This window comes from Pseudomonas sp. (assembly GCF_036387035.1).
Lineage (GTDB): Bacteria > Pseudomonadota > Gammaproteobacteria > Pseudomonadales > Pseudomonadaceae > Aquipseudomonas.
Map to the genome: position 1 here is coordinate 19321 of NZ_DASVUM010000035.1, position 15293 is coordinate 34613.

Consider the following 15293-nt stretch of genomic DNA (forward strand, 5'->3'; position numbering starts at 1 on the left):
TGGGTCAGATAAATCTCTATTTGCTTACACAGCGCGTTCGCCAGCAAGCCGGCTCCTACGGATTGGGGTGAGGCGACGGATTGAGGTTGCACACACATTCCTGCAAGCCCGTGGCTTGTCCTCCGATCTGGCGCGCAGCGGCAGCCAGGCTCGCCCGCCTAACCCTTCTCATTTGCCCCGATGCCTGAGCTCTGCTAGTGTCGCGCCGGTTTAACGTCTACCGGGATAGCCGCCATGGCCCGCAAGAAAGCTGCACTGGATTTCGAACAGTCCCTCACGGATTTGCAAACGCTCGTCGAGCGTCTGGAGAACGGCGAGCTGTCGCTGGAAGACTCGCTGACCGCCTTCGAACAAGGCATCCGCCTGACCCGCGAATGCCAGAGCGCACTGGCCCAGGCCGAGCAGAAAGTGCAGGTCCTGCTGGAGCGCGACGGCGAACTGGCCGAAGAGCCGTTCGACGCGGAACAGCCGGAATGATCGCGGCGTATCAGGCGCTCAGCCAGGCGCGCGTCAATGCGGCGCTGGAGACCCTGTTCGACGCCCCCGCCCCTGAACTGAGCCGCCTTTACGCCGCCATGCGCTACAGCGTCACCAACGGCGGCAAGCGCGTGCGGCCGCTGCTGGTTTACGCCGCCTGCGAAGCCCTGGGTGGCGATGCCGAGCATGCCAACGGCGCCGCCTGCGCGGTCGAGCTGATCCACGCTTATTCGCTGGTACACGACGACCTTCCGGCAATGGACGATGACGATCTGCGTCGCGGCCTGCCCACCACTCATAAAGCCTTCGACGAAGCCTGCGCGATCCTCGCCGGCGACGGCCTGCAGACGTTGGCCTTCAGCGTGCTGAGCGATAACGCATTGACGCCTCAGAACGCCGACACCCGGCTGAAGATGGTCGCCACCCTTGCGCGTGCGTCCGGCCCTGCCGGCATGGTCGGCGGTCAAGCGATCGACCTGGGCTCGGTCGGGCTCAAGCTCGACCAAAACGCGCTGGCGTTCATGCACCGGCACAAGACCGGCGCACTGATCGAAGCCAGCGTCAGGCTCGGCGCGCTGGCCAGTGGCAACGCTACTCAGGTCCAACTCGATTCGCTGCAAATCTACGCGCGCGCGGTTGGCCTGGCGTTTCAGGTGCAGGACGACATTCTTGACGTCGAAAGCGATACCGCGACGCTTGGCAAACGCCAGGGTGCGGATATGGCCCGTGACAAGCCGACCTACCCGGCGCTGCTGGGTCTGGAAGAAGCCAAGCATTACGCACTTGAATTGCGCGATCAGGCCCTCGTCGCGCTGCGTCCATTCGACGCGGCCGCAGAGCCCTTGCGGGCCCTGGCGCGTTATATCGTCGAACGTCGCCATTGAGCGCAGGTCATAAGACGGGTCGGACGCAAGCCGCTTTGCGCCACAGCCCCATTTCGCCGGCAATCGTTGACCCTGAACATCGCATCGCTGCACACCGTGCGCAGCCGGCAATGCATCAGGTAAACTGCCGACTCTTTTACTTATAACGATTCGCCTGATGCCCACGACGTTCAAAGAGATTCCCCGCGAGCGCCCGTCCACGCCACTGCTTGATAAGGCAGTGACGCCGGACGGCCTGCGCCGCTTAGGTGAAGCAGAGCTTGAAGCCCTGGTTGATGAATTGCGCCTGGAGCTGCTCTACACCGTTGGCCAGACCGGCGGCCATTTCGGCGCCGGCCTCGGCGTCATCGAACTGACCGTGGCCTTGCACTACGTCTTCGATACCCCCGACGACCGGCTGGTCTGGGACGTCGGTCATCAGGCGTACCCGCACAAGATCCTGACGGGTCGTCGCGCGCAGATGTCGACCCTGCGCCAGAAAGGCGGAGTGGCGGCCTTCCCGCGTCGCAGCGAGAGCGAATACGACACCTTCGGTGTGGGTCACTCCAGCACTTCTATCAGCGCCGCCCTGGGCATGGCGGTTGCCTCCCGGCTGCAGGGCAGTGAGCGCAAGTCCATTGCCGTGATCGGCGACGGCGCTCTGACCGCCGGCATGGCATTCGAGGCGCTCAACCACGCGCCTGAAGTCAACGCCGACATGCTGGTGATTCTCAACGACAACGACATGTCGATCTCGCGCAATGTCGGTGGGCTGTCGAATTATCTGGCCAAGATTCTTTCAAGCCGCACTTACGCGAGCATGCGCGAAGGCAGCAAGAAAGTGCTGTCGCGTCTGCCCGGCGCATGGGAAATCGCCCGCCGCACCGAGGAATACGCCAAAGGGATGCTGGTGCCCGGCACGCTGTTCGAAGAACTCGGCTGGAACTACATCGGCCCGATCGACGGCCACGACCTGCCTATCCTGATCGCCACCCTGCGCAATATGCGCGACCTCAAGGGTCCGCAGTTCCTGCACGTGGTCACCAAGAAAGGCAAAGGTTTCGCGCCGGCCGAGGTCGACCCGATCGGCTATCACGCGATCACCAAGCTCGATCCGCTGAACGCGCCCGTCGTGCCGAAAAAGGCTGCCGGACCCAAGTATTCCGGTGTGTTCGGCCAGTGGCTGTGCGACACGGCCGAGGCGGACGAGCGCCTGGTGGGCATCACACCTGCCATGAAAGAGGGCTCTGATCTGGTCGCCTTCAGCGAACGTTTCCCGGAGCGTTATTTCGATGTCGCCATCGCCGAGCAGCACGCAGTAACGCTGGCCGCAGGGATGGCCTGCGAGGGCGCCAAGCCGGTGGTGGCGATTTACTCGACGTTCCTGCAGCGCGGTTACGACCAGCTGATTCATGACGTCGCCGTGCAGAATCTGGACGTGTTGTTTGCCATCGACCGTGCGGGTCTGGTCGGTGAAGACGGCCCGACCCACGCCGGCAGTTTCGATCTGTCGTACCTGCGCTGCGTCCCCGGCATGCTGGTCATGACACCAAGCGATGAAAACGAGCTGCGCAAGATGCTCACCACCGGTTACCTGTTCAAAGGCCCTGCGGCCGTGCGTTACCCGCGCGGGAATGGCCCCGATGCAGTGATCGAGAGCGGGCTGGAACCGCTGGAAATCGGTAAGGGCGTGGTGCGTCGTCAGGGCAGCACGGTGGCGATGCTGGTGTTCGGCGTGCAGCTGACCGAAGCCTTGATCGTCGCGCAGAAGCTCGACGCGACGGTGGTCGACATGCGTTTCGTCAAACCGCTGGACGAGGCGCTGGTGCGCCAAATGGCCGACAGCCATGACCTGCTCGTCACCCTCGAAGAAAACGCCATCATGGGTGGTGCGGGCGCGGCGGTGAGCGAGTTCCTGGCGCGCGAGGATATTCTCAAGTCGGTGCTGCACCTGGGACTGCCCGACGTTTACGTCGAGCACGCCAAACCGGCGCAGATGCTCGCGGAATGCGGGCTGGATGCGGCAGGCATCGAAGCCTCGATCAGCCAGCGACTGCTGAAGATGCAGGCCTTGCAGGGCTAACTTTGCGACGGATGCGTTCTGTCTGTTGATGCCTGTAGACAGACAGAACGCTGCATCCTAGGCCGCCATGTCTTTGCTGAAGACAGCGTCGTCTACCCAACACATCTCCGCTGCCTGGAACTAAGCCTTCGCGAGCAGGCTTGCTCCCACGGGTGCTGCGGGGTGACAGATAGCTTTCTATTCAGAGATATAAAACGGCTACCCGGTTCTGGTGGGGGTGAGCTTGCTCACCTGCCGGGGCTTTTGGGTGTCAGATGCGGTGCGATACGCGGCCGGGATAGCCGGCCGTTCTAACGCTCCGGTGCGAGCGCGCTGCAGAGCTGGGCGACTGCTTGCAGCATCTGGCCACTGGCGCGTTCAAGGCCCTTATCCGGCACGGCCAACAAACGACCGGTATTCAGGGCTTTCAACTGCGTCCACCTTTTCCAGCCCGGCAGCAACGCCGCATCGCTGGCCACTATCACGTCCGGATTTCGCTGCAGCACCGACTCGAGACCAACCTGCGGCGCAGGCAGTGTCAGATCGTCGAATACGTTACGCGCGCCGCAAACAGTCAGGGCGTCGCTGATGATTTGATGCCCGCCCACGGTGTAAAGAGGCTGATCCCACACTTGGTAGAAAACGCTCAACGGGACATCGCGCCGATAGCGCTTGCGCAGCGAGGCCAGTCGCTGGCGAAAATCCTCTGCCGCTTGTCTTCCGCGTTCGACGCGACCAAGGCGCCCGCCCATTTGCTCGATCTGGTCAGCCAGCTCGTCCAACGTGTGCGGTTCGGCGGTGTAGACGGGAATGTTCAAGCGCTTGAGCTGATCGCGCTGAGCGGCGCTTACGCTGCCAGGCCACAGCAATAAAAGGTCGGGCTGCAAACTGAGCAGGCGCTCGATGTCGAGCTGCCCGTATCGACCCACCGAAGGCAGGCCCACCACCCTCTCCGGACGCACGCCGCCGTCGAGCACGCCAACCAGCAGATCGGATGCATTCAGCTCGATAACGATTTCAGTGAGCGAAGGAGCAAGGCTGACCACACGCTGAGGAGCGGCGGCGGCCTGCCACGCAATCAGCCACAGCAGGCAAGTGATCAAAGGGCGCATCAGACACGCCCCGCCCGCGCCGGACCACGGCGCAGACGGCGGAAAGTCACGCCGGATCGACTTCGCTTTGATGCTCGTTGCCCATCATGTGACCCAGCTTGCCGGCTTTGGTCGCCAGGTAGAGCTTGTTGTGCGGGTTATGGCCGGTGTGCAGCGGCACACGCTCGGCGACAGTAATGCCCATGTCAGTCAGCGCTTTGACCTTGCGTGGGTTATTGGTCATCAGGCGCAACGACTTGATACCCAAGTGCTCAAGCATCGGCAGGCAGATGGCGTAATCGCGCTGGTCAGCGGCGAAGCCCAGGCGCTCGTTTGCTTCGACGGTGTCGGCGCCGCCGTCCTGCAATTCATAGGCGCGGATCTTGTTCATCAGGCCAATGCCGCGACCTTCCTGGCGCAAGTACAACAGCACGCCACGGCCTTCGGTGGCGATTGCACGCAACGCCGCTTCAAGCTGGGAGCCGCAATCGCAGCGCTGGCTGAACAGCGCATCACCGGTCAGGCATTCGGAATGCACACGACCGAGTACCGGCGCGCCATCTGATACATCTCCGAGAGTGAGCACGACATGCTCCCGACCATTTTCCTGCTCGAGAAAGCCGTTCATCTTGAAAGTGGCAAAGGGGGTAGGCAGCTTGGAAGCCGCGACAAATACGACGGGCACCGGGTGCTCCTGATCAGTATGGGGACTGGAATTCGCAAGGCTACATTGTAACAGCAGGTTCCGACACACGCTTAGGCTGAATTGTCGACCATTCAGATCAACCTGGTTGATCAGTGGCCGACGTCTGGACGGGACTGACCCTCGTTTGAGTCGAACGGATAAGGGTGCTTCCACCGCGCGAATATAGGCCGGAGCTTCCCACTGGCTACCAGCTTGCTCATGCGCGCATCAAACAGGTCCCGCAATGCGCGCCCCCGCGGGGTGTCGCCGAAGCTGAGGTACAGAGGAATGGCGGTGAGATAGGTCAGGCGATAGCGCTGCGGCTCTTTGCTTTGAGCGAGGATGAAATCGATCTCCGGCTTGGCGTCGATGTACAGGTCCGCGCGCCCGTATTCGAGCATGGGCAGAATGTGATCGCGCCTGGCGACTTCGTTGAAGTGCATGACGTTCGGCAGATAATGTTGGTACTCGTACCCGCGCACCCAGGCCAAACGATACTTGCCCAGCGATTGCAGCGTCGGGCTTGGCTTCGAGGCCAGCCCCAGCGTGTAGATTTCGTCAGTGTCGTAGTGCCACGTCGAATACAGCGTGCCCGCGACCTCATCCTTGTAGGCTGCCACCCAGGCATCGGCCTCGCCTCGCTGCACCAGCCCGACCGCTCGGGTGTAAGGCTCGGTGCGCTGCTCGACCTTCACGCCGGCCGGCTCGAATATCTCGCGCATCAAATCCCAACCCAGTCCCGTGCCATCGGTCTCGGTGTAGCCGATCCAGTGCTCGCTCACCAACTGGATCTCGGCGGGCAGGTCGGACTCTGATGAGGGAGCAGTTACGTCGGCCGTCGCCCAGACGCTCGTCATCAGCAACGACAGGCCCAGCAGCCATTTAATGCCTGAACGCTTCATGAGCGCGGCCCTAGATTACGGCCCACAGCCAGACCAGCCCCTGCATCGCCAGCCACGCAAAAACGCCGGCGAGCACATCATCGAGCATGATGCCGACCCCGCCATGTACGTGCTTGTCGATCCAGTGAATGGGCCAGGGCTTGAGGATGTCGAAAAAGCGGAAGACCAGAAAACCCACCAACAGCCAGACCCAACCCTCGGGCACCAGCCACAAGGTGATCCACATCCCGACCATTTCGTCCCAGACGATGCCTTCATGGTCGTGAACGCGCAGGTCATCCGCCACCTTGCCGCACAGCCAGAAGCCGAACAGCATGGTCAGCCCGAGCATCAGCCAGTAGCCCCAGTCCGGCAGCATCTGCCACAGCGGGATAAACGGCACTGCCACCATCGAGCCCCAGGTGCCGGGTGCTTTGGGCAATGTGCCGGAGCCGAAGCCGAAGGCCAGGAAATGCCACGGATTGGTCCATACCGACGGTGGAACGTTTTCCGCCGGGACCTGATTAGGATGATCTGTCACCGTGTCTCCTGAAAATGTTGGTAGCCCCGCGTCAACGGGGTGACGTCCTGCCCAAGTGCGTCAATCAGCGCCACGCCGTGGCCTTCGACCACCCGACCCAGAACGAAGACAGGCCAGCCGGCGGCTTGCAACTCAGCCAGCCATGATGGCGGCAACGTGAACGCCAGTCTGTAGTCATCTCCTCCACTGAGCGCCGCATTCAACGCCGCGTCAGGCCCGAAAAAAGCAAGCAGTGCGTCAGACATCGGCACCTTCTCACGCTCAACGAGCAAGCGTACTCCCGATGACGTGGCGATGTGTCCGCAGTCGGCGAGCAGCCCGTCGGAGATGTCCAGCGCTGCGCTGGCCTTGCCGCGCAACGCAATCCCCAACTCGAATTGCGGCTGCGGCGACCAGTAGCGCGCCAGCAAGGCGTGAGTGGTAGACGCTTCGGTGCTGCGCTGGTTCAACACCAGCGGCAGCGCCCCGGCAGCGTCACCCAGCGGACCGCCCACGCACAGTAGATCCCCGGGCCGTGCGCCGCTTCGGGTCAAGGCTTGACCGACAGGGACTGTGCCGAAAACGGTGACCGTCAGGCTCAAGGGCCCGCGCGTCGTGTCGCCACCAATCAGGCGAAGGCCGCAGCCCTGGGCCATGACGTTCAAACCGCGCGCGAACGCTTCCAGCCAGTCGGCGGAAACCTGCGGCAGGGTCAGGGCAAGGGTAAATGCGAGGGGGCTGGCGCCCATGGCGGCCAGGTCGCTGGCCGACACACCGAGTGCGCGCTGGCCGAGCAGGAAAGGATCGCCGTCTTCGGGGAAATGCACCCCGGCGACCAGCGTGTCGGTGGAGATGGCAAGCTGCTCGCCAGCGGCCACCGACAACAGGGCGCAATCGTCACCGATCCCCAGCGCAACGCCTTCGCCGGGCTGCGCGCAAGGCGCAGCTGCAAAGTAATTGCGGATCAGCTCGAACTCGCCCATGGCGCAGACGCTCAGGTTCTGGAGAAACCCAGAAGCCTCAGCGCTTGTACGCCTTCACTTCGACTTCGCGCAGACGCGGAGCCAGTTTGTCGAGCACGCCGTTGACGAATTTGTGGCCGTCGGTCGAACCGTAGACTTTCGCCAGTTCGATGCCTTCGTTGATGACCACGCGGTACGGCACGTCGATGCGCTCAAGCAGTTCCCAGGTCGACAGGCGCAGAACGGCGAGTTCGACCGGGTCCAGTTCGGCGATGGTCAGGTCCAGACACGGCGCCAGCGCTGCGTCGATTTTGTCCTGATTGGCCGGGACACCGTGCAGGATGTCGTGGAAATAGCTGGCATCAACCGAGGTGAAGTCGTTGTCGACGCGAAATTGTGCTTCGATCTCGTTTAGCGACTGACCCGCCATGTGGCGCTGGTACAGGGCTTGGGTCGCCATCTGGCGAGCCGCACGACGCTTTTCGCTTTTTGAGGGTTTGCCAGCGTCGGCCGCACGTGGATCGCGTGGGTTGAACTGATCGCTTTCGTCGTTAATCACTTGGCCTCCAACTGCGCCAACAGGCTGACCATTTCGATGGCGGACAGGGCGGCTTCAGCGCCTTTGTTACCAGCCTTGGTGCCGGAACGCTCGATCGCTTGCTCGATGGAATCGACAGTCAGGACACCGAAGGCGACAGGCACGCCGAATTCCATGGACACCTGGGACAGGCCCTTGGTGCATTCGCCAGCGACGTATTCGAAGTGCGGGGTGCCGCCACGAATGACAGCGCCGAGCGCGATGATGGCGGCGAACTCGCTGCGTTTAGCGACCTTCTGCACGACCAGCGGGATCTCGAACGCACCCGGTGCGCGGATGATGGTGATGTCGCTTTCGCTCACGCCATGGCGAACCAGGGCATCAACGGCACCGCTCACCAGGCTTTCGACGACGAAGCTGTTGAAGCGGCCAACCACCAGGGCATAGCGACCTTGGGGGGCGATGAAGGTACCTTCGATGGTCTTCAGGGTCATTCGGCTGAGTCTCGTGTTCTCGTATTAAAGAGCATGAAAGCGCGCATGGAACGCGCGCTTTCAGGGATTTTAGGCCACGAATCGGGCGACTCCAGGGACAAGAACCACCCACGGCTGAACGCCATTGGGGCCTGTCACCTGCCAGTCTTTATTCGGAGGGCACGTATTCTACAACTTCCAGATCGAAACCGGATATCGCATTGAACTTCATTGGCGAACTCATCAGACGCATTTTGCGCACGCCAAGGTCACGAAGGATCTGCGAACCGGCACCGACGGTGCTGTACGTGGTGGGGGTCTTGATCGGTGTGCCGCCTGCGGTTTCACGCACATGGGCCAGAACCGTGTCGCCATCGAGGGGGTGACCGAGCAGCAGCACCACGCCGCTGCCAGCCTCGGCCACGATACTCATTGCAGCGCGCAGGCTCCAGCGGCCGGGCTGTTTGACCATCAACAAGTCGCGCAGCGGGTCCATGTTATGGACCCGGACCAGCGTGGCCTCTTCCGCGCAGATCTTGCCAAGGGTCAGCGCCAGGTGCACGTCGCCTTCAACGGAATCGCGGTAGGTCACCAGATTGAAGTGGCCCAGTTCAGTGTCGAGAGGCTGCTCGGCAATCCGCTGAACGGTACGTTCGTGGATCATCCGGTAATGGATCAGGTCGGCAATGGTCCCGATCTTGATGTTGTGCTCGGCGGCAAAGGCTTCCAGTTCAGCACGACGGGACATGGTGCCATCATCGTTCATGACTTCGCAGATCACACCGGTCGGCTCGAAACCGGCCATGCGCGCAAGGTCACACGCCGCTTCGGTGTGGCCGGCACGGGAAAGCGTGCCGCCAGCCTGCGCCATCAGCGGGAAGATATGGCCCGGGCTGACGATGTCTTCGGCCCTGGCATCTTTGGCAGCAGCAGCCTGCACGGTACGCGCGCGGTCGGCCGCGGAAATGCCGGTGCTTACGCCTTCTGCGGCTTCGATGGACACGGTGAACTTGGTGCCGAAGCCCGAGCCATTGCGCGGGGCCATCAACGGCAGTTTCAGGGTTTCGCAGCGCTCGCGGGTCATCGGCATGCAGATCAGGCCACGGGCGAAACGCGCCATGAAATTGATGTGCTCGGCCTTGACGCATTCGGAGGCCATGATCAGATCGCCTTCGTTCTCACGGTCTTCGTCATCCATAAGGATGACCATCTTGCCTTGGCGAATGTCTTCTACCAGTTCTTCGATGCTGTTGAGCGCCACGCGGCACCCCCTTCAATTCAGGATTTTAGGTAGCCGTTGGCGGCGAGAAAGCTTTCGGTGATGCTGCCGCCCTGGGCCGGCGTCGGATCAGCGGCTTTGTCACCGAGCAACAGTCGCTCCAGGTAACGCGCCAACAGGTCGACTTCCAGGTTGATCTTACGGCCCGGGCGGTAGTCGCCCATGATGGTCTCGGCGAGCGTGTGCGGAACGATGGTCAGCTCGAACTCGGCGCCGTTGACCGCGTTTACGGTCAGGCTGATGCCGTCGACGGTGATCGAGCCTTTGTGCGAGATGTATTTGGCCAGCTCGCGAGGCGCGCGCATGCGGAACTGGATCGCGCGGGCGTTCTCTTCGCGGGACAGCACCTCGCCGACGCCGTCGACGTGGCCGCTGACCAGATGGCCGCCCAGGCGCGTGGTCGGCGTGAGGGCTTTTTCGAGATTGACGCGGCTGCCGGTCTTGAGATCGACGAACGCGGTGACGTCCAGGGTTTCGCGGCTGACGTCAGCCCAGAAGCCGTCGCCCGGTAACTCGACGGCGGTCAGGCAGACGCCGTTGACAGCGATGCTGTCGCCCAGCTTGACGTCGGAAAGGTCGAGCTTGCCGGTCTCTACGTGAACGCGGACATCGCCGCCTTTCGGGGTGATGGCACGGATGCTGCCGATAGATTCGATGATGCCGGTAAACATGGGTGCTCCTGGAAAACAGGGCCAGCGCTGAGCGCGGAAGCCGGAATTATACGCCGGGGTGCGGCGCGGGTATCGCAATGACTCGCCAGTCATCGCCGACCGCACGCATTTCGACGATCTTGAGTTCGAGCGCTTCGCTCATTTGCGCCAGCGGGAGGTCCAGCAACGGACGCGCGGACGACCCCATGAACTTGCCCGCCACAAAGATCTGAAATTCGTCCACCAGGCCTAGCCGGGTGAACGCGCCGGCTAGCTTGGGCCCGGCCTCGACCAGCACGTCATTGACGCCCCGGGCTGCCAGCTCAAGCAACAGCTTGCGCAGGTCGACGTGCCCGCCGCTGCTGGCCAGTGCCAGGATTTCATGGCCTTCGTCGTGGTAACGCCCGCGTGCTGAAGCAGCGGCGCACGTGGCCACCAGCGCACCGCCCGCTTTAAAGAACGGCGCATCAAGGGGCACCCGCAAGCGCCCGTCGACCAAGACCCGCAGCGGCGGTCGGGTCGCGGCCAACGCCGTAAGTTCGGCATTGAGCCGCAACTCATCAGGGCGCACGGTGAGCCGCGCGTTGTCGGCCAGCACGGTATCGGCGCCGGTCAGCACAACGCTTGACTGCGCACGCAAGCGTTGCACGGCCGAACGCGCTTCGGGCCCGGTGATCCACTGACTTTCGCCGCTGGCCATGGCCGTGCGTCCGTCCAGGCTCATCGCCAGCTTGACCCGCACGTACGGCAGGCCGTGTTCCATGCGTTTGAGAAAACCTTTGTTCAGCGCTCGGGCTTCGCTTTCGAGCACACCGCTCTGCACCGCGATGCCTGCGCTCATCAGGCGCAACAGGCCACGACCGGCCACGTCGGGGTTGGGGTCTTGCATGGCCGCGACGACGCGCGCCACACCGGCGTTCACCAGCGCGTCGGCGCACGGCGGGGTGCGGCCGTGATGGCTGCAGGGCTCAAGGGTGACGTAAGCGGTCGCGTCCTTTGCCTTGTCGCCCGCCTGGCGCAGCGCGTGCACTTCCGCATGGGGTTCGCCCGCGCGCGCGTGCCAGCCTTCGCCGACAATCGCACCATCACGCACGATGACGCAGCCCACCCGCGGGTTGGGGTGCGTCGAGTAAACGCCCTTGCGCGCCAGTTCCAGCGCCCGCGCCATGTAGGCGGCGTCGAGCACGCTTTGCTCTGTCGAGGTCATGCTCACTCTTTAACCGGCTCGCGGGCCAGTCGGTCGATTTCTTCGCGGAATTCGTTGAGGTCCTGAAACCGCCGGTAAACAGAAGCAAAGCGGATGTAGGCGACTTCGTCGAGCTTTTGCAGTTCGCCCATGACCAGTTCACCAACGATCAGGGATTTGACCTCGCGCTCGCCGGTCGCTCTCAGCTTGCTTTTGATGTGGGCGAGGGCCGCTTCCAGACGCTCGACGCTGACCGGGCGCTTTTCCAGGGCGCGCTGCATGCCGGCGCGCAGCTTCTCTTCATCGAAGGGCTGGCGGCTGCCGTCCTGCTTGATCAGACGGGGCAGTACCAGTTCGGCGGTTTCGAATGTCGTGAAGCGTTCACCGCAGGCGACGCATTCACGGCGGCGGCGAACCTGATCGCCTTCGGCAACGAGGCGCGAGTCAATGACTTTGGTGTCGTTGGCACCGCAAAAGGGACAGTGCATGGTGGCAGGCAACAAAAAAAGGGAGGGCCATGGTAGCGCATCTCGCCGGCAAGACAAGTCTCGGGCTTTGAGGTATACAGACGCGCATTCAGTGCGGTGAAACCCGCCGCACTCGGCGATACTGCGCCATCCTTTGTGTATTTCGCCCGCATTCTGCTTTGTCTGGAGCTGTTCATGACGCTACGTACGCTTGCTCTCATCAGCCTTGTGGGCCTGCTCGCTGCCTGCAGCACGGCCGAGGCACCGAAACCTGCGACGCCGGCGAAACCTGCGCCCAACGCCATCACACTGCCGGAAGGGCAAGGTCCGTTGCAGCCATTCCAGCGCGAATTGAGCGGCCAGTTGCTGGGCGTGCCGGCCGGCGCCGAAGTCGAGCTGGCGCTGTTGGTGATCGACGATCGCAATCGCCCGCAGAAGCTGCTGGCCAGCACCAAACTGATGGGCAACAACCAGTCGCTGCCGTTCCAGCTGCGTTTTAATCCGGAAGCCTATCCAGTGGGGGCGCGTGTCGAGCTGCGCGGCCGCGCCAGCAAGTCGGGTCAGTTGATTCTGCATCTGCCGTCCGTGCTGATCACTCAACCCACCACTCAGGCGCTGGGTCAGCTGCAATTCGCTCCCGCGCCGTGATCGCCCCGCTTCATCTGCAAGCTGCGTTGAGCGAGCTGTTGGGCGATGCGCGACTGGTCGCCGAGCCGCTGCCGGATACGGACCTGAAGTTGTGGCTGATCGACGCGGACAACATGGACCGCGCCTTTAGCCCCGAGGAAACCCGGCGCATTCTTGAAGACCCGCCCTACTGGAGCTTCTGCTGGGCAAGCGGCCTGGCCCTGGCGCGATACCTGGCCGAGCATCCGCACTGGGTCGCCGGCAAACGGGTTCTGGATTTTGGTGCTGGCTCAGGTGTGGCGGGCATCGCTGCGATGAAAGCCGGGGCGCTTGAAGTCGTCGCCTGTGATCTTGATCCGCTGGCCATCGAGGCCTGCCAGGCAAACGCCGAACTCAATAGGGTGACGCTGGGGTATTCAAGGGACTTCTTCGCGGAAGAGAATCGTTTCGACCTGATCCTGGTGGCCGACGTTTTGTACGACCGCTCCAACCTGCCGCTGCTGGACGAGTTTCTCAGTCGCGGGAAACAAGCCTTGGTGGCCGATTCCCGGGTTCGGGATTTCCAGCATCCGATCTATAAACGGCTGGCAACGCTCGAGGCGCTGACGCTGCCGGATCTGGCTGAGCCGTGGGAGTTTCGCCAGGTGAGTCTTTATCATGCGCAGCGATAGTCTGGTTCTGGTCTGGATGAACCGGTCTGACTGACCCAACCTGTAGAAGCGTAGCTTGTCCCGCGACCTGGCGCGCAGCGGCAGCAACCTGCCCAACACGGTGCGTCAGCGTGATCGAGCCAACCGGTTTTACGACGACTCGTCGCCGATCACGGGACACGCCACGCTCCCACGGGTCGGCGCCAAAATGCACATGCGTTGTCGCGCTTCCGACAATCCCCCCAGCCCTTTATAGTTCTCGCCATCAAGCCTTTTTTCGAGACCCGCGATGAGCCAGGACACGCCCTACATCTTCGATGCGACCACCGCCACCTTCGATCAGATGGTCATCGAGAACTCCTTTTACAAACCCGTGCTGGTGGATTTCTGGGCCGAGTGGTGCGCGCCGTGCAAGGTGCTGATGCCGCTGCTGCAGCAAATTGCAGAGAGTTATCAGGGCGAACTGCTGCTGGCCAAGGTCGACTGTGACGCTGAACAGGACATTGTCGCGCGCTTCGGCATTCGCAGCCTGCCCACCGTGGTGCTGTTCAAGGACGGTCAGCCAGTGGACGGGTTCGCCGGCGCCCAGCCTGAGTCGCAAATCCGCGCACTGCTCGAGCCCCATGTGCAGATGCCGCCTCCGGCCGCCGCCGACCCGCTGGAAACCGCCCAGGCGATGTTTGCCGAGAGCCATTTCGCGGAGGCCGAAGCGGTGTTGCAGACGGTCCTGGCCGAGGACAACACCAACGCCGCCGCGCTGATTCTGTACGCGCGCTGCCTGGCCGAACGCGGCGAGCTGACGGAAGCTCGTACGGTGCTGGACGCGGTGAAAGGCGATGACCACAAGGCCGCACTGGCCGGTGCGAAGGCGCAGCTGACGTTTTTGGCTGAGGCCGCGGCGCTGCCTGACGTCGCCGATCTGAAGTCGCGCCTGGCGCAGAACCCTCAGGACGATGAAGCCGCTCATCAGTTGGCGATTCAGCAATTGTCACGTCAGCAATATGAAGCCGCGCTGGATGGCTTGCTCAAGCTGTTCATCCGCAACCGCAGCTACAACGAAGGCCAGCCGCACAAGACGCTGCTGCAGGTATTTGACCTGCTGGGCAACGATCACCCGCTGGTCACCACCTATCGCCGTCGGTTGTTTGCGGCGCTTTACTAACGACACCCAGGATGTGGGAGCGAGCTCGCTCCCACAAGGTACGGGATGTCGATCAGTAGAGGCACAGTGAAGCAAAAGCCATTTCACTCGATCCAGTGATACACCGGCGTGTCGCCCTGGCTTTCCACTCTCACATTGGCGCTGTGGCGCATGCGCACCATCAGGCGTTTGCCCGCCGCCGTGCTGCCTGACAGACCTTCCAGCTGACCGAGCAGATCCGGCCCGGTCAGGTGGCCCGCCTTGTGCAGCAGATCCTGGGCGATGTCCCATACGGCGTCGTTGCGACTCGCTGCTGGCTTGACGGACGTGCTCGTTGCCGATGGTTCCTGCACCTGAGCGCCCAGCTGGATGCCCAGCCGAGCCCAATCGGATTCGTCCATTTCCACAGTCAGATCCACCGGCAGATCGCCGACAGTTCCCCGGATTCGCAGCATGAGTGTGTCCTCTGGTAGGGCGGACCGGCATCGTCCCACAGGAAATGGCGAGCTGCACGTGATCTACTGATGTCGCGCAATACTGTAGATACTCTGTTCCGGATCAAGCTTTTTGCAGATGTTTTTCGCTGAAAAGCTTGGCCGCATCGAAGTTTTCGCCGTTGCGCATGCATGCCCACAAACCTGTCAGGTATTTACGCATTACTGCGCAGATCGCCTGCATTTTGCGCTTGCCGCGGCCAACCAGCCCCTCGTAAAAACCCTTCACGTAGGGATCGCAGCGGAT

Annotated in this window: 18 protein-coding genes and 1 pseudogene; 6 read left to right on the forward strand and 13 right to left on the reverse strand. The window is 62.5% G+C overall.

The annotated features are described in order from the left end of the window. Window positions 1–234: 234 nt before the first annotated feature. From VF672_RS03420 to dxs, 3 genes are all read left to right on the forward strand, one after another. Entirely contained in the window at window positions 235–477 is a 243-nt protein-coding gene (locus tag VF672_RS03420; RefSeq protein WP_062384761.1) for an exodeoxyribonuclease VII small subunit, read from the forward strand. Next, window positions 474–1361: a (2E,6E)-farnesyl diphosphate synthase gene (gene ispA / locus VF672_RS03425; protein ID WP_331101480.1), complete on the forward strand. Its 888-nt coding sequence runs from the start codon at window positions 474–476 to the stop codon at window positions 1359–1361. Before VF672_RS03420 ends, ispA begins: the two co-directional genes overlap by 4 nt. Window positions 1362–1518: 157 nt before the next feature. Further along, the gene (dxs, locus tag VF672_RS03430; protein ID WP_331101482.1) at window positions 1519–3423 is read left to right on the forward strand and encodes a 1-deoxy-D-xylulose-5-phosphate synthase; all 1905 of its coding nucleotides are present in this window, start codon (window positions 1519–1521) and stop codon (window positions 3421–3423) included. A gap of 290 nt (window positions 3424–3713) precedes the next feature. On the opposite strand, the gene VF672_RS03435 is transcribed toward dxs, so the two are convergent. From VF672_RS03435 to nrdR, 11 genes are all read right to left on the reverse strand, one after another. Continuing rightward, a complete protein-coding gene (locus VF672_RS03435; RefSeq protein ID WP_331101484.1) occupies window positions 3714–4514 on the reverse strand; it encodes a cobalamin-binding protein in 801 nt (266 codons plus the stop codon). A gap of 46 nt (window positions 4515–4560) precedes the next feature. Then, a complete protein-coding gene (gene ribA, locus VF672_RS03440) occupies window positions 4561–5178 on the reverse strand; it encodes a GTP cyclohydrolase II (protein ID WP_331101486.1) in 618 nt (205 codons plus the stop codon). A 110-nt stretch (window positions 5179–5288) separates the two neighbouring features. Beyond that, the gene (locus VF672_RS03445; RefSeq protein WP_414705566.1) at window positions 5289–6080 is read right to left on the reverse strand and encodes a substrate-binding periplasmic protein; all 792 of its coding nucleotides are present in this window, start codon (window positions 6078–6080) and stop codon (window positions 5289–5291) included. A 10-nt stretch (window positions 6081–6090) separates the two neighbouring features. Continuing rightward, a complete protein-coding gene (locus tag VF672_RS03450; RefSeq protein WP_265388132.1) occupies window positions 6091–6600 on the reverse strand; it encodes a phosphatidylglycerophosphatase A family protein in 510 nt (169 codons plus the stop codon). Continuing rightward, a complete protein-coding gene (thiL, locus tag VF672_RS03455) occupies window positions 6597–7562 on the reverse strand; it encodes a thiamine-phosphate kinase (RefSeq protein ID WP_331101489.1) in 966 nt (321 codons plus the stop codon). Before thiL ends, VF672_RS03450 begins: the two co-directional genes overlap by 4 nt. 37 nt (window positions 7563–7599) lie before the next feature. Next, the gene (gene nusB, locus VF672_RS03460) at window positions 7600–8100 is read right to left on the reverse strand and encodes a transcription antitermination factor NusB (RefSeq protein ID WP_331101491.1); all 501 of its coding nucleotides are present in this window, start codon (window positions 8098–8100) and stop codon (window positions 7600–7602) included. Next, complete coding sequence (ribE, locus tag VF672_RS03465; RefSeq protein WP_331101493.1) at window positions 8097–8573, reverse strand: 6,7-dimethyl-8-ribityllumazine synthase; 477 nt, start codon at window positions 8571–8573, stop codon at window positions 8097–8099. The genes nusB and ribE overlap by 4 nt, the downstream gene beginning before the upstream one ends. A 148-nt stretch (window positions 8574–8721) precedes the next feature. After that, the gene (ribBA, locus tag VF672_RS03470) at window positions 8722–9813 is read right to left on the reverse strand and encodes a bifunctional 3,4-dihydroxy-2-butanone-4-phosphate synthase/GTP cyclohydrolase II (protein ID WP_331101495.1); all 1092 of its coding nucleotides are present in this window, start codon (window positions 9811–9813) and stop codon (window positions 8722–8724) included. A gap of 17 nt (window positions 9814–9830) precedes the next feature. Beyond that, on the reverse strand, window positions 9831–10502 hold the full coding sequence (locus tag VF672_RS03475) for a riboflavin synthase (RefSeq protein WP_331101497.1): 672 nt from the start codon (window positions 10500–10502) through the stop codon (window positions 9831–9833). Between the two features lie 46 nt (window positions 10503–10548). Continuing rightward, window positions 10549–11688 (reverse strand): bifunctional diaminohydroxyphosphoribosylaminopyrimidine deaminase/5-amino-6-(5-phosphoribosylamino)uracil reductase RibD, encoded by a 1140-nt coding sequence (ribD, locus tag VF672_RS03480; protein WP_331101500.1) that lies wholly within the window; start codon window positions 11686–11688, stop codon window positions 10549–10551. Window positions 11689–11690: 2 nt separating this feature from the next. Continuing rightward, the gene (gene nrdR, locus VF672_RS03485; protein WP_165869747.1) at window positions 11691–12155 is read right to left on the reverse strand and encodes a transcriptional regulator NrdR; all 465 of its coding nucleotides are present in this window, start codon (window positions 12153–12155) and stop codon (window positions 11691–11693) included. Window positions 12156–12329: 174 nt separating this feature from the next. Between nrdR and VF672_RS03490 the strand changes: the two genes are divergently transcribed. The 3 genes from VF672_RS03490 to trxA all read left to right on the forward strand — a co-directional run bounded on the left by VF672_RS03490 (window position 12330) and on the right by trxA (window position 14573). Continuing rightward, a complete protein-coding gene (locus VF672_RS03490) occupies window positions 12330–12782 on the forward strand; it encodes a hypothetical protein (protein ID WP_331101503.1) in 453 nt (150 codons plus the stop codon). Then, window positions 12779–13432 (forward strand): class I SAM-dependent methyltransferase, encoded by a 654-nt coding sequence (locus tag VF672_RS03495; RefSeq protein WP_331101505.1) that lies wholly within the window; start codon window positions 12779–12781, stop codon window positions 13430–13432. Before VF672_RS03490 ends, VF672_RS03495 begins: the two co-directional genes overlap by 4 nt. Window positions 13433–13700: 268 nt before the next feature. Beyond that, a complete protein-coding gene (trxA, locus tag VF672_RS03500) occupies window positions 13701–14573 on the forward strand; it encodes a thioredoxin (protein ID WP_331101507.1) in 873 nt (290 codons plus the stop codon). 83 nt (window positions 14574–14656) lie between these two features. On the opposite strand, the gene VF672_RS03505 is transcribed toward trxA, so the two are convergent. After that, complete coding sequence (locus VF672_RS03505) at window positions 14657–15007, reverse strand: hypothetical protein (protein WP_331101509.1); 351 nt, start codon at window positions 15005–15007, stop codon at window positions 14657–14659. Between the two features lie 103 nt (window positions 15008–15110). After that, window positions 15111–15293: pseudogene (locus VF672_RS03510) on the reverse strand (IS110 family transposase); the annotation flags it as partial.